At 71.0% G+C, this 13,595-nt stretch carries 13 protein-coding genes; 10 read left to right on the top strand and 3 right to left on the bottom strand.

Features of this window, described 5'->3' with window-relative positions; all coding sequences use genetic code 11:
• Positions 1–1,145: 1,145 nt before the first annotated feature.
• The 4 genes from V5F78_RS02220 to V5F78_RS02205 are packed head-to-tail and all read left to right on the top strand — an operon-like array spanning position 1,146 to position 4,031.
• A complete protein-coding gene (locus V5F78_RS02220) occupies positions 1,146–1,916 on the top strand; it encodes a 4Fe-4S domain-containing protein (protein WP_394069073.1) in 771 nt (256 codons plus the stop codon).
• Positions 1,916–2,551: a precorrin-8X methylmutase gene (locus V5F78_RS02215; protein ID WP_394069033.1), complete on the top strand. Its 636-nt coding sequence runs from the start codon at positions 1,916–1,918 to the stop codon at positions 2,549–2,551. The genes V5F78_RS02220 and V5F78_RS02215 overlap by 1 nt, the downstream gene beginning before the upstream one ends.
• Positions 2,548–3,273, top strand: a complete 726-nt coding sequence (locus V5F78_RS02210; protein ID WP_394069031.1) for a precorrin-2 C(20)-methyltransferase — start codon at positions 2,548–2,550, stop codon at positions 3,271–3,273. The genes V5F78_RS02215 and V5F78_RS02210 overlap by 4 nt, the downstream gene beginning before the upstream one ends.
• A complete protein-coding gene (locus tag V5F78_RS02205) occupies positions 3,270–4,031 on the top strand; it encodes a precorrin-3B C(17)-methyltransferase (protein ID WP_394069029.1) in 762 nt (253 codons plus the stop codon). The genes V5F78_RS02210 and V5F78_RS02205 overlap by 4 nt, the downstream gene beginning before the upstream one ends.
• 305 nt (positions 4,032–4,336) lie before the next feature.
• Here V5F78_RS02205 and V5F78_RS02200 read toward each other — a convergent pair whose 3' ends face one another.
• Positions 4,337–5,083: a cobalt-precorrin-6A reductase gene (locus tag V5F78_RS02200; protein ID WP_394069027.1), complete on the bottom strand. Its 747-nt coding sequence runs from the start codon at positions 5,081–5,083 to the stop codon at positions 4,337–4,339.
• Between V5F78_RS02200 and cbiE the strand changes: the two genes are divergently transcribed.
• The 4 genes from cbiE (at position 5,082) to V5F78_RS02180 (ending at position 8,795) form a co-directional block, all read left to right on the top strand.
• Positions 5,082–6,377 carry a precorrin-6y C5,15-methyltransferase (decarboxylating) subunit CbiE gene (gene cbiE, locus V5F78_RS02195; RefSeq protein WP_394069025.1) on the top strand — a complete coding sequence of 432 codons (1,296 nt, stop codon included), beginning with the start codon at positions 5,082–5,084 and terminating at the stop codon, positions 6,375–6,377. The two genes, V5F78_RS02200 and cbiE, sit on opposite strands and share 2 nt — an antisense overlap.
• Positions 6,374–6,760: a cobalamin biosynthesis protein gene (locus tag V5F78_RS02190; protein WP_394069023.1), complete on the top strand. Its 387-nt coding sequence runs from the start codon at positions 6,374–6,376 to the stop codon at positions 6,758–6,760. The genes cbiE and V5F78_RS02190 overlap by 4 nt, the downstream gene beginning before the upstream one ends.
• Positions 6,757–7,518 carry a precorrin-4 C(11)-methyltransferase gene (cobM, locus tag V5F78_RS02185; protein WP_394069021.1) on the top strand — a complete coding sequence of 254 codons (762 nt, stop codon included), beginning with the start codon at positions 6,757–6,759 and terminating at the stop codon, positions 7,516–7,518. Before V5F78_RS02190 ends, cobM begins: the two co-directional genes overlap by 4 nt.
• Before the next feature lie 434 nt (positions 7,519–7,952).
• Positions 7,953–8,795 (top strand): IS110 family RNA-guided transposase, encoded by an 843-nt coding sequence (locus V5F78_RS02180; protein WP_394069019.1) that lies wholly within the window; start codon positions 7,953–7,955, stop codon positions 8,793–8,795.
• Between the two features lie 124 nt (positions 8,796–8,919).
• Here V5F78_RS02180 and V5F78_RS02175 read toward each other — a convergent pair whose 3' ends face one another.
• Positions 8,920–10,095, bottom strand: a complete 1,176-nt coding sequence (locus tag V5F78_RS02175; RefSeq protein WP_394069017.1) for a cobalt-precorrin-5B (C(1))-methyltransferase — start codon at positions 10,093–10,095, stop codon at positions 8,920–8,922.
• A gap of 112 nt (positions 10,096–10,207) precedes the next feature.
• Here V5F78_RS02175 and hisS point away from each other — a divergent pair, with 112 nt between their 5' ends.
• Complete coding sequence (gene hisS / locus V5F78_RS02170) at positions 10,208–11,725, top strand: histidine--tRNA ligase (protein WP_394069015.1); 1,518 nt, start codon at positions 10,208–10,210, stop codon at positions 11,723–11,725.
• Positions 11,726–12,038: 313 nt separating this feature from the next.
• On the opposite strand, the gene V5F78_RS02165 is transcribed toward hisS, so the two are convergent.
• On the bottom strand, positions 12,039–12,932 hold the full coding sequence (locus V5F78_RS02165) for a DMT family transporter (RefSeq protein ID WP_394069013.1): 894 nt from the start codon (positions 12,930–12,932) through the stop codon (positions 12,039–12,041).
• Positions 12,933–13,379: 447 nt separating this feature from the next.
• Between V5F78_RS02165 and V5F78_RS02160 the strand changes: the two genes are divergently transcribed.
• The gene (locus V5F78_RS02160) at positions 13,380–13,592 is read left to right on the top strand and encodes a Trm112 family protein (protein ID WP_394042052.1); all 213 of its coding nucleotides are present in this window, start codon (positions 13,380–13,382) and stop codon (positions 13,590–13,592) included.
• Positions 13,593–13,595: the final 3 nt, after the last annotated feature.

Genomic DNA, 13,595 nt, shown 5'->3' with positions numbered 1-13,595 from the left:
AGCCGCCCCGCACGCACGCAAATAGGGAAACGGACGCAGGCGCCGATCGCGTACCCCAGCACCCTCAAGACTTCACCGCCCTGCCCCCACCCCAGCCCTCCCCCGCAAGCGGGAGAGGGAGCACGGTGGCGATTGGGGAGGACGACCTCCCGAACCCGCCCCCTCCCCAACCCTCCCCCGCAGGCGGGAGAGGGAGCGCAATGGCGCTTGGGGAGGACGGACCGGCGCCGGCGGCAGCCGGCGCGGAAGGGACAAGCGCCGAGTCCCCCGAGCTTCTCCCGTCCCAAGGGCCGCACAGCCCCCTCTCCCGCGTGCGGGGGAGGGCTGGGGAGGGGGAAAAGTGCCTCGTCGACATCGCACCCCAGCCGCCCCGCACGCACGCAAATGGGGAAGCGGACGCAGGCGCCGATCGCGCACGCCCTCACTCTCAAGACTTCACCGCCGCGCCCCCACCCCAGCCCTCCCCCGCAAGCGGGAGAGGGAGCGCGGTGGCGCTTGGGGAGGACGGAACGCCCCCAGCGGCAGCCGGCGCGGAAGGGACAAGCTCCGAGTCCCCCGAGCTTCTCCCGTCCCAAGGGCCGCACAGCCCCCTCTCCCGCTTGCGGGGGAGGGCTGGGGAGGGGGAAATGGGCCTCGCCGACGTCGCACCCCAGCCGCCCCGCACGCACGCGAATGGGGAGGCGGACGCAGGCGCCGATTGCTCGCGCCCTCACTCTCAAGACTTCACCGCCCTGCCCCCACCCCAGCCCTCCCCCGCAAGCGGGAGAGGGAGCACGATGGCGCTTGGGGAGGACGACCTCTCGAACCCGCCCTGTCCCCAGCCCTCCCCCGCAAGCCGGAGAGGGAGCGCGGTGGCGCTTGGGGAGGACGGAACGGCCCCAGCGGCAGCTGGCGCGGAAGGGACAAGCGCCGATTCCCCCGAGCTTCTCCCGCCCCATGGGCTGCACGGCCCCCTCTCCCGCGAGCGGGGGAGGGATGGGGAGGGGGAGGGGGAAAAGTGCCTCGTCGACATCGTACCGCAGCCGACCCGCACTCATGCAAATGGGGAAGCGGACGCAGGCGCCGATTGCTCGCGCCCTCACTCTCAAGACTTCACCGCCCTGCCCCCACCCCAGCCCTCCCCCGCAAGCGGGAGAGGGAGCACGATGGCGCTTGGGGCGCGTGATGTTCCGGCGCGGCGCGCTGCCGCGTCCCCTGCCCCCGAAACCCGACCCGGCCCGCTGCACCTCCACCCGCTGGCCGACGGCACGTTCGCCCGAGGCATCGGACTGCCGTTCGGCGCGCTGGAGGCGGAGGCGTTCGTTGCCCTCATCGAGGCCGCCGAACAGGCCGGCGCGCGGGAGATCCGCCTTGCCCCCGGCCGCGCCCTGCTCGCCGTCGGCCTGACGCGAAACGGCGTGGCGCGCCTGGAACAAGCCGCAGCCGCCCTCGGCCTGCTCACCGATCCCGCCGACCCGCGCGGCTTCGTGGCTGCCTGCCCAGGCGCGCCGGCCTGCGCCTCCGGCCGGCTGTCGGCCCGCGCGCTCGCCCCGCAGGTGGCGCGCGCGCTTGCCCCGCTGCTGGATGGCTCGTTCGAGGTGCATGTCTCGGGCTGCGCCAAGGGCTGCGCCCATCCCGCGCCGGCCGCCTTGACCCTGGTGGGGCGCGAACCGGCGACCGCGCGAAGCGCGGCAGACTTGCCCGCACCCGGCGCGCCATCGCCCGCTGCGCCCCCAAGCAACGCGCCCGCTGTGGACTTTCCCATCGCCCTCGTGCGAGACGGCACGGCGGAGGGTATGGCGCTGGCGGCGCTTTCGCCCTCCGCCCTCGTCCCCACCCTCACCCGCCTCGCCGCGCCGGGCCGCAGCCCTGGCGAAACCGGGGCGCAGGCCCTGTCCCGCCTGCTTGCGCAGGCCTTTAAGGAGCGTTCCGCCTGATGGTTGCCGGGTTCGATTATGTGCGCGATGGCGCCGCCATTTACGAGCGCTCCTTCGCCATCATCCGCGCCGAGGCGGACCTCTCGCGTTTCAGCGAAGCTGAGGCCGACCTTGCCGTGCGCATGATCCATGCCTGCGGGCTGGTGGAGGCGGCGCGCGATTTCCTGTTCGGCCCCGGGTTCGTGGAAGCCGCGCGCGCGGCGCTGAAGGCCGGCGCGCCGATCCTGTGCGATGCGCAGATGGTCGCCCATGGCGTGACCCGCGCCCGCCTGCCGGCGCATAATCCCGTGCTGTGCACCTTGCGCGAACCCCAGGTGCCGGAGCTGGCGGAGCGGCTCGGCACCACGAGGTCCGCCGCCGCGCTGGAATTATGGCGGCCCCATCTGGAGGGCGCGGTGGTGGCCATTGGCAATGCGCCGACCGCCTTGTTCCATCTGCTGGAAATGCTGGATGCCGGCGCGCCGCGCCCGGCCGCGATCCTCGGCATGCCGGTGGGCTTCGTGGGGGCGGCCGAATCCAAGGATGCGCTGGCGGAAAACCCGCGCGGCATCCCCTTTGCCATCGTGCGCGGACGGCTCGGCGGCAGCGCCATCACCGCCGCCGCGCTCAATTCGCTTGCGAGGGCCGGCCTGTGACGGGACGTTTGATCGGTGTCGGCGTCGGGCCCGGAGACCCGGACCTCATCACCCTGAAGGCCGTTCGCGCGCTCGGCGCCGCGGACGTGATCGCGCATTTCGCCAAGGCCGGAAACTCCAGCCATGCCCGCGCCATCGCCAGCGCCCATTTCCCGCCGGGCGCGGAGGAAGTGCCGCTGCTCTATCCCGTGACGACGGAAATCCACCATCGCGACGAGGCCTATCGCAGCGCCATCACCGCCTTCTACGACGCCAGCGCGGCCGCGCTCGCCGAACGGCTGATGGCGGGGCAGACGGTGGCGGTGCTCAGCGAGGGTGACCCGCTGTTCTATGGCTCCTATATGCACCTGCACGTGCGCCTCGCCCATCGCTTCCCGACCGAGGTGATCGCCGGCGTCACCGGCATGTCCGGCTGCTGGTCCACGGTGGGGGCGCCCATCGCCCAGGGCGAGGATGTGCTGATGGTGCTGCCCGGCACGCTCAACGAGGATGCGCTGGCCCTTCGCCTCGCCCAGGCCGATGCCGCCGTGATCATGAAGGTGGGCCGCAATTTGCCGAAGATCCGCCGCGCCCTGGAGCGCGCCGGCCGGCTGGAGCGCGCCATCTATGTGGAGCGCGGCACCATGGCGGGCTGCACCCATATTCCACTGGCGGCGCGCGACGATGCCCGCGCGCCCTATTTCGCCATCGTGCTGGTGCCGGGCTGGGAGGGCGCGGCGTGAGCGGGCATCTTTGCGTCGTCGGCCTCGGCCCGGGATCGCCGGAGCAGGTGACACCCCAGGCCCGCGCCGCGCTCGACGCCGCGCAGGAGCTCTTCGGCTATGGCCCGTATCTCGCCCGCGTGCCGGAGAAGCCCGGCCAAGTGCGCCACGCCACCGACAATCGCGAGGAGCTGAGCCGCGCCGGCGCGGCGCTGGAGCGGGCGGCGGCGGGGGCGCGGGTGGTCATGGTCTCGGGCGGCGATCCCGGCGTGTTCGCCATGGCGGCGGCGGTGTGCGAAGCCATCGAGCACGGCCCGCCTCAATGGCGCACGGTCGAAGTGGAGATGGTGCCCGGCCTCACCGCCATGCTGGCGGTCGCGGCCCGCATCGGCGCGCCGCTGGGGCACGATTTCTGCGCCATTTCCTTGTCCGACAATCTCAAGCCCTGGCCGCTGGTTGAAGCCCGCCTGAAGGCGGCGGCCGAGGCCGGTTTCGTGATCGCGCTCTATAATCCCATCAGCCGCGCGCGGCCCTGGCAATTGGATGTCGCCTTCGACCTGCTGCGCGGCGTTCTGGCGCCGTCCGTGCCGGTGATCTTCGGCCGCGCGGCGGGCCGGCCGGACGAGCGCATCGTCCTCTCCACCCTCGCCGAGGCGAAGGGCGAACAGGCGGATATGGCGACCTGCGTCCTCATCGGCAGCGCGGAGACGCGGATCGTCGAGCGGCCGGGATTGTCCCCGCTGGTCTATTCCCCCCGCTCCGCGCGGGCCGGGGGATGAAGACGGGCGGCAGCCTGGAGCGGATCGCTATTCATGGCCCGGGGCCGTTGCAGGTGGCCGGGCCCGCCGGAGACATCGTCATGCACGGGCTCGGCCCGTGCATCCACGCGGACCCGCTGGCGCCAGCTTTTCAAGGCCCGCGCGGTCGGCCCGGCGTGGATGGCCGGGACACGCCCGGCCATGACGACCGCGAGACGACGGAACGGGGGGTGGACCTGCCTTCAGTCACTTCAAGGCCACCGACTGCCCCTGAATCGCGATCTGCCCTCAAACGCTATCCCGCTTCCATGAAGGGCGAAACCGCTCTAGCCGCACTGGGCGTCCAGCCACCCCAGCGCCGCATCGGCATCGCTCACGCGCGGCACGTCCTGAACCGGCGGGCGACGCAGCATCACCACTTCGATGCCGAGCACGCGGGCGGCGGCGATCTTCCCATAGGTCGCGGTGCCGCCGGAATTCTTGGCGACGACGATCTCGATGCCGCGCGCTTCGAGCAGAGCATGGTCCTCGGCTTCGCTGAACGGCCCGCGCGCGAGGATATAGTCCGCCTGCGGCACCGCCAGCGGCGGGGCGATGGGATCGACGCTGCGCACCAGATAGGCATGCTGGGGCGCGGCCTCGAAGGCGCGCACCTCGTTGCGGCCGAGCGTCAGGAACACCCGGCGCGGGGCCATGCCGAGCGCCTCCACCGCCGCCGCCACATCCTCAACCTCGCGCCAGCGATCGCCCGCTCGCGCCTCCCAGGCGGGCCGGCCGAGGGCGAGCAGCGGCACGCCGGTCGCTGCGCAGGCCAGAGCGGCGTTGCGCGAGATGTTGGCGGCATAGGGATGGGTGGCGTCGATCACCGCGCATGTCCCGTGGGCGCGCAGGAAATCCGCCAGCCCCTCGGCGCCGCCGAAGCCGCCGCTGCGCATCGGCACCGGCTGGGGCGCGGGATTTTCGGTGCGTCCCGCAAGGGAGAGCAACACGCTAAGATCGTCGCGGTCGGCGAGTCGCGCCGCCAATTGCCGGGCATCGCGGGTGCCGCCCAGAATGAGCACGGGGCGCCTCATGGCTGAAGTGCAGGACGCGGACGAAACATCGGGCAAGGCCACCGGCGCCGGAGGAACGGAGCCGGAGACTGCCGCACCCGCCCCCTGGCTGTCCATCGTCGGCATCGGCGAGGACGGGCTGGATGGCCTTTCGCCCGCCGCCCGCGCACGCATCGAACAGGCGCGCATCGTGTTCGGCGGGGCGCGGCATCTGGCCCTCGCGGCCGAGGCCATACGGGGCGAAGCGCATCCCTGGCCGAGCCCGTTTGCCGAGGGCGTGGCGCAGGTGCTCGCCGCACGGGGAAAGACCGTGTGCGTGCTCGCCTCGGGCGATCCGTTCCTGCACGGGGTCGGCGCCACCCTCGCACGCGCTGTTCCGGCCCGCGAGATGCACGTCATTCCCGCCCCCTCCGCCTTCTGCCTCGCGGCGGCGCGGCTCGGCTGGGCGCTCGCCGATGTCGCGCAGGTGTCGCTGCATGGGCGCGAGATCGGCCGCATCCGCCCGTTCCTGCATCCCGGCTGCCGCATCCTCGTGCTCACTTCAGACGAGAGCGGCCCGCCCGACCTCGCTGCCCTGCTGGCGGGGCTCGGCTTCGGCGCCTCGCGCCTCACCGTGCTCGAAGCGCTGGGCGGCCCGCGCGAACGCATCCGCACCGCGCAGGCCCATGAGTTCGCCCTGCCCGGTATCGACCCGCTCAATGTGCTCGCCATCGAGGTTCAGGGCACGGGCGCGGTGCTCACCCGCGCCAGCGGGCTGGACGATGCCTTGTTCGAGCACGACGGGCAGATCACCAAGCGCGAGATCCGCGCCGTGACCCTCTCCGCGCTCGCGCCGCGCAAGGGGGAAGTGCTGTGGGATGTGGGGGGCGGCTCCGGCTCCATCGCCATCGAATGGCTGCTGGCGGACCCCTCGCTCGCCGCCATCGCGATCGAATCCCATCCCGTGCGCGCGGCGCGCATCGCCCGCAATGCCGAGGCGCTCGGCGTGCCCCATCTGCGCATCGTGGAGGGCACGGCGCCCGGCGCACTGGGTGGCCTGCCGGCGCCGGACGCGATCTTCCTCGGCGGCGGCGCGAGTGAACACGGTGTGGTCGCGGCGGCGGAAGCGGCGCTCAAGCCCGGCGGGCGGCTGGTGGCCAATGGCGTGACGCTGGAAACCGAAGCGGTGTTGCTTGCGTTGCATGCGCGGCTCGGGGGTGATCTGCTGCGCCTCGCCCTATCGCGGGCGGAGCCCATCAAGGGCATGACGGGCTGGCGCCCGGCCATGCCCATCACCCAATGGCGCTGGATGAAGCCAGGAAGGGAGGCGCAATGATCGTCGCCGGCATCGGCAGCCGCCGTGGCGCCTCGGCGGAGGAAGTGATCGCCGCCATCGACGGTGCGCTGGAGCGCGCGGACCTCGGGCGCACCGATCTCGGCGCCGTGGCGACCCCGGCCGTGAAGGGCGGGGAAGTCGGCATCTCCCAGGCGGCCGCCGAACTCGGCCTGCCCTTGGTGCTGGTGCCCCAGGGCCAGCTGGAAGCCATGGCGGAGCGGGCGCAGACCCATTCCGAGCGCGTGGTCGCCCTGCTGCGCGTGCCTTCGGCGGCGGAGACGGCGGCGCTCGCCGCCGCCGGGCTCGGCGCCCAATTGCTCGGCCCGCGCCTTGCGCTGGGTCCGGTCACCTGTGCCCTCGCGCGCAGCGGAGAAGCCGCGTGAGCGTTCATTTCATCGGCGCCGGACCCGGCGCGGCGGACCTCATCACGGTGCGCGGGCGCGATCTGCTGGCGCGCTGCCCGGTGTGCCTGTATGCCGGCTCCATCGTCGCACCGGACTTGCTCGCCTATTGCCCGCCGGGCGCCCGCCTCATCGACACCGCTCCGCTCGATCTCGACCGCATCGAGCAGGAATATGTGCGCGCCCATGAAGCGGGACAGGATGTGGCGCGGCTGCATTCGGGCGATCTCTCGGTTTATAGCGCGGTGGCCGAGCAGATCCGCCGCCTGGAACGCCACGGCATTCCCTATACGCTCACCCCCGGCGTGCCGGCGTTTGCGGCGGCGGCCGCCGCGCTCGGGCGCGAACTGACCGTGCCGGAAGTGGCCCAGAGCCTCGTCATCACCCGCATTTCCGGCCGCGCCTCGGCCATGCCGCCGGGCGAGACGCTCGCCGCCTTCGCCGCCACCGGGGCGACGCTGGCGATCCATCTCGCCATCCATGGGCTGGCGCGGGTCGCGGACGAGCTCATCGCCTTCTACGGCGCCGATTGCCCGGTGGCGGTGGTGGCCAAGGCGAGTTGGCCGGACGAAAAGCTGGTGCGCGGCACGCTCGCCGACATCGCCGCAAAGATCGCCGCCGACCCCATCGAGCGCATGGCGCTAATCCTGGTGGGTCCTGCGCTCGGCGCGCGCGACTTCCGCGAGAGCGCGCTCTACGACGTGGATTACGTGCGCCGCTTCAGGGGCATGGGGGCATAGAGCCGACCGACCTTCATGGTCTGCCGCGACGACACCAGAGCCGCGTCATGCACGGGCTTGTCCCGTGCATCCAGGCGGCAGCGCTGACACCAGTTCTTCAAGGCCCGCACGTTCGGCTCGGCGTGGATTGCATGTTGCGTCTGCCCGTCCTGTTAGGATGGGGACGCCGGCGGGCACTCCGATGCGTGGACGGGTCTGTCGACCGTGGTCATCTCGGACCCGCCGGCGTTTCGGTCGCACACGCGTACGGGAGTTGGGGGCTTTCGCCCGAATGCAATCCGGCGTGCAGACCACCGCTCAAACATGCCGGAGGGTGCCATGGACGGCAAGCTCTCCATCGGGATCGACGTGTCCAAGGACTGGCTCGACATCGCGAGCCACGATGCGGGCAAGCCGTTGGACGGGGCCTGCGCATTGCCAATACCCCGGCGGCCGTGGCAGCTTGGAGCGACACCCTCGAACCGGCTCAGATCGGCCTGGTCGCCTTCGAGCCCACCGGCGGGTACGAACGGGGGCTGCGCCAGGAGTTGGTCGCAGCCAAGCTGCCGTCCGTGCGTGTCCACCCCAATGAAGTGGGGGCTTTCCGCACCCGCTGCGGGGTCAAAGCTAAGACCGATGCCCGCGATGCCCTGTTGCTGGCTGAGTTCGCCGCGCGCGAACTCTCCCGCCGCGCCCTGGGGTGCTGTGTGGAAGGAGACCTTGCCTTGCGCGAAATGACCGTGCGCCGCCGCCAGCTTGTGGATCTGCTGCAGGCCGAGCGGTGCCGCGCCGCCATTGCGCAGGCTGAAGCGGTGCGCGCCGACATAGCCGCGATCGTCGGCGCACGCGCAGCCTCCCTTGATGCCATCGAGGCGGCGATTGCCGAGCGCATCGCTGCCAATGCGGAGTTGGCCCAGCGAGCGGCAAACTTGCGCACGCTGAAAGGCATCGGCCCGGTGACAGTTCATACCCTGATCGCTGAACTGCCAGAGCTGGGCATTTTGACCGGCAAGGAGATCGCTGCCCTGGTTGGCCTTGCGCCCAGAAATCGCGAAAGCGGCAAGCGCTCCGCTCGCGCCACCACAGGCCACGGACGACCCGGCGTCCGCCGCGTGCTGTTCAACGCAGCTCGGTCCGCCATCCGCTGGAACGGCGTCATGCGAGACTTCTACCAGCGCCTCGTCACGCACAATAAGCGACCGGGGAAGGTCGCTCTAACCGCAGTCATGCGTAAACTGCTCGTCACTCTCAACGCCAGCGCCCGCGACAACCAGCCATGGGCTCATTCCGGCACTTGACGCCCATCACGGGAGATGGCCGGGACACGCACGGCCAGGACGAAAAGGGAACTGTCGAAAGACGATGGAACGGCGCGCATCTGCTTCAGGTCCGGCCTTCGGGGGACTGTCCGGGCGGAACAGATCAGCCCTTCCCCGTCGGCGCGAAGGGCGCGCGGCCCATGCGGGCGCCGGCGCGGTCGAACACCAGGATTTCCAAAGCCACATCCGCCCGCCCCAGCGCCGCCGCCGCGGTGGTCCAGGCGTGCGCGGCCACCAGATCACCGAGCGCGAGCCCGTCCGCGCTCGCATGCTGGAAGGCCTCGGCCACCGTATTGGCGGCGCGGATGCGCGCGCACAGCCCGGCAGAGCCGCCCGCCTCCCCGGCAAGCAGCGCGAGCGCTTCCAGATCCGGCGCGCCGCGCTTGGAATGCAGGTCCAGCAGCCCTTGCGCGAGCTTGGTCATCTTGGCGACGCCACCCGCCACCGTGACCTTGGCGACGGGATGCGCGCGCAGATATTTCAACATGCCGCCGACGAAATCGCCCATGTCGATCAGCGCCACCTCGTCGAGGCCATGAACGGCCTGCACCGCCGCCTCGGAGGCGGACCCTGTGGCCCCCGCCACATGGTCCAGCCCCATGGCGCGGGCGACGTCGATGCCGCGATGGATGGAGTGGATCCAGGCCGAGCAGGAAAACGGAATCACGACGCCCGTCGTCCCCAGCACCGAGAGCCCGCCGAGGATGCCGAGGCGGGGATTGAGCGTCTTCAGGGCCAGCTCGGCGCCATGCTCGATGGAAATCTCCACCTCCGCGTCGGCGCCGATGCCCTGCGCCGCCGCCACTTCCGCGATGCCTTGGGCGATCATGGCGCGGGGCGTGGGATTGATGGCCGGCTCCCCGGGCGGGATCGGCAGGCCGGGCCGCGTCACGGTGCCCACCCCTGGCCCGGCGCGGAACACGAGCCCGCTGCCCGCCGGCAGGCGCTTCACCCGCGCCATCACCAGCGCGCCATGGGTGACGTCGGGATCATCCCCCGCATCCTTCACGATGCCCGCCATGGCGCTGTCGCCGTCGCGCGCCTGCACCGCCAGCGCAAAGGCCGGGCGCGCGCCGGAGGGCAGTTCCACCTCCACCGGATCGGGAAAATCCCCGCCCGCGAGCGCCGCGAACGCCGCCTTGGCGGCGCCGGCCGCGCAGGTGCCCGTGGTCCAGCCGCGCTTCAGCGGCCGGTCGGGCGGCGGATCGAATTCGGCGCCGTCCGGATCGGCGCCATTCGGAACGTGGGCGCCGGGGCCGGCGGCTGCGGGGTCGCTCATGGCTCCTTCATACGTCCGGCGCGGGGCTGCGTCACGGGCGAGGCGGCTTGCCGCGTCCGGCGCCCTCCTCTAAGACGCGGCTTTCCGCACAAGAACAACAGGCGCATTTCCCATGTCCACGCAGAGCAACAAGCCGAAGGCCCGGCTGCCGCGCGGCCTCGTCGACCGCCACGGCGCCGAGCTGACCGCGACCCGCGCCATGCTGGACAAGATCCGCGCCGTCTATGAGCTGTACGGCTTCGACGCGCTGGAAACCCCCGCCATCGAATATACCGACGCACTCGGCAAGTTCCTGCCCGACCAGGACCGGCCGAACGAGGGCGTGTTCTCGTTCCAGGACGATGACGAGCAGTGGCTCTCGCTGCGCTACGACCTCACCGCCCCGCTCGCGCGCCACGTGGCCGAGCATTTCGACGCCTTGCCCAAGCCCTTCCGCTCCTATCGCGCGGGCTTCGTGTTCCGCAACGAGAAGCCCGGCCCGGGGCGGTTCCGCCAGTTCATGCAGTTCGATGCCGATACGGTGGGCGCGCCCTCGGTCTCGGCGGACGCGGAAATCTGCATGATGGCCGCCGACACGCTGGAAGCGGTGGGCATCGCGCGCGGCGATTACGTCATCAAGGTGAACAATCGCAAGGTGTTGGACGGCGTTCTGGAGGCCATCGGCCTCGGCGGCGCGGAGAATGCCGGGCGCCGGCTCACCGTGCTACGGGCGATCGACAAGCTGGACAAGATCGGCCCCGACGGCGTCCGCGACCTGCTCGGCGCGGGCCGCTGGGAAAGCCCGGAGGCCAAGAGCGGCGACTTCACCAAGGGCGCAGGGCTTGCGGCCGAGGCCATCGACAAGGTGCTGGCCTTCGTCAATGCCGGCACGGGTGTCGAGGGCCTCGCCCGGCTCGTGGACGTGGTGGGGGAGAATGCCGCCGGCCGCGCCGGCGTCGAGGAGTTGCAGCTCATCGCCGCCCTGGTGGCGGCGGCGGGTTATGACGACGGACGCATTCTCATCGACCCCTCCGTCGTCCGCGGCCTCGAATATTACACCGGCCCGGTCTACGAGGCCGAGCTGACCTTCGAGGTGAAGGACGAGGACGGCCGCCCGGTGCGGTTCGGCTCGGTGGCGGGCGGCGGACGCTATGACGGGCTCGTGGCGCGCTTTCGAGGCGAGGCGGTGCCGGCCACCGGCTTCTCCATCGGCGTCTCGCGCCTGCTCCATGCGCTGGCCCATCTCGGCAAGATGGATGCGGAGCCGGAAATCGGCCCCGTGGTGGTGCTCGTCATGGACAAGCAGCCCGAGCGCATCGCCGATTACATGAAGATGGTCTCGGACCTGCGCAAGAACGGCATCCGCGCGGAAATGTATCTCGGCGGCGGCGGCATGAAGGCGCAGATGAAATATGCCGACAAGCGCAATGCGCCGGCGGTCATCATCCAGGGCTCGAACGAGAAGGACGCCGGCGAGGTCCAGGTGAAGGACCTGGTCGAAGGCGCGAAGATCGCCGCCGGCATCGCCGACAATGCGGAATATCGCGCCGCCCGCCCGGCCCAGTTCGCGGTGAAGGAAGAGGAATTGGTGGAGGCCATTCGCGGCGTGCTGGAACGCCGCGCTGCGCCGAGCCTCGGGCTCGCGGACTGAAGCGCACCTTCCCTCACCCCAGCCCTCTCCAGCAAGCGGGAGAGGGGGCAAGCCCGCTCTTTCGCCCCTCCCGCCTGCCCGCCGGTTCTCTCCTGCTCCTCCCGCACGCGCGCCCCTCATCCCCTCTCCCGCTTGCGGGGGAGGGTTAGGGTGGGGGCAGACGGGCGGGATTGAAAGACAGCGTTCGGTCTTAAGGCGCCGAGCCTCGGGCTCGCGGACTGACGCGCACCTTCCATCACCCCAGCCCTCTCCCGCTAGCGGGAGAGGGGGCAAGCCCGCTCCGGCGCGGCCGGCGCGGGCAGCGCGCAGATTCCTAAGGCGCCACCGCCGCCCGGCGCACCTTGGCGCCGCGCCCGAGCGCCACGATGCCCACCACGGCCACCGCAAACAGCACGGTCTCCAATTCCGGCGCCTCCCCATTGATCGGCCAGGCCAGGCCGACGGTGACGAAGGTCTGCAACAATTGCACCTGCGAGACCCGCGAGATGCCGCCCATGGCGAGGCCCGCATTCCAGAAGAAGAAGCCGATGAACTGGCTCATCACCGCCACATAGCCGAGCCCCGCCCAGGCAAGCGCGGGCGCCGCCGCCACATTGGCGGGAAAGGTCAGAAGTGTGAGCGGGATGGTGAGCGGCAGGGCCAGCACCAGGGCCCAGGAAATCACCTCCCATGCCTCCATGTGGCGCGCCAGCCGGGCGCTGATCGGATAGCCGATGCCGCAGGCCACCACCGAGAGCACCAGCAGCGTATCGCCGAAGCCGAATCGGCCGGCGCCGCCATTGCGCAGGGCGAATGCCACCACCACCCCGGCCCCAAGCAGGCTGAGCGCAATGAAGGCGCGGCTTGGGCGCTCTCCGGCCAGCGCCGCCGCCCCAGCGACGGTCGCCAGCGGCAGCAGGCCGAGCACGACGCCGGCATGGGCCACGGGAACGGTGGCGGTGGCGGTGCCCATGAGCAAGGGAAAGGCGAAGATCAGGCTGACCACCACCACCAGCAGATCGCGCAGCACGCCGGGCGCGCGGGGAAGGGAGCGGGCGCGCAGCATCAGCAGCGGCGCCGCCAGCAAGCCGGCCATGGCCGCACGTGCGAAGGTGACGAAAACAGGATCAAAACCGGTCAGGGCGAGGCGCGTCGCCGGCAAGGTGGCGCCGAAGATCACCACCCCGACGAAGCCGAGGAAAAGTCCGAGGGGAACGCGCGACGCCATGGGACCCTGCACCAAAACGCACCGGCCTTGCGGAAAGCGCGAACGCGCAAGCACGCGCCGCCAAGCGCAGCCAAGCGCGGCCGATTGCTGCTGCGCCTTGGCGCCGCCGCGTCGGACCGGCTGAAGCTCCGGGGTTTCGTTCTAGTCTTGGGCCTGGCGGGCGAATAGCAAAAGGATGCGATGCCTCCCATCACTTCTGGTGACACACGCGCGCTGCAGATCACACCCGCACGGCGCGAATAGAAGGCCGTGAAAGCCTGCGCTGAAACGGCTTTGGCCTGTCATATCTTGGACTTGACCATGAGCTACAAGCGCGATGCCGGCAAAATTCATCATGGACGTGTGCGCCGCAATAGCTACACTTGGGTCCGCAAAAGTGCAGTGCCGCATTTGGTCGGGGGAACCATCCTGGGGTGGCAGACCGGGCGGCCTTCAAGGGGATATTCGATGACGCAACCGCAGCGACCGGGCCACGAAGTGGACCCCAAGCTTCTGGAAATCCTGGTCTGCCCGCTCACCAAGGCGCCGCTCTCCTATGATCGTGCCCGCCAGGAACTGGTGTCGCGCGCGGCCAAGCTGGCGTTCCCGATCCGCGACGGCATCCCGATCATGCTGGCTGACGAAGCCCGTCGCCTGACCGAAACCGAACTCAACGGCTGAACC

Source organism: Roseixanthobacter glucoisosaccharinicivorans (assembly GCF_043195095.2).
Taxonomy (GTDB): Bacteria; Pseudomonadota; Alphaproteobacteria; order Rhizobiales; family Xanthobacteraceae; genus NCEH01.
This window is presented reverse-complemented; position numbering and strand designations above follow the sequence as displayed.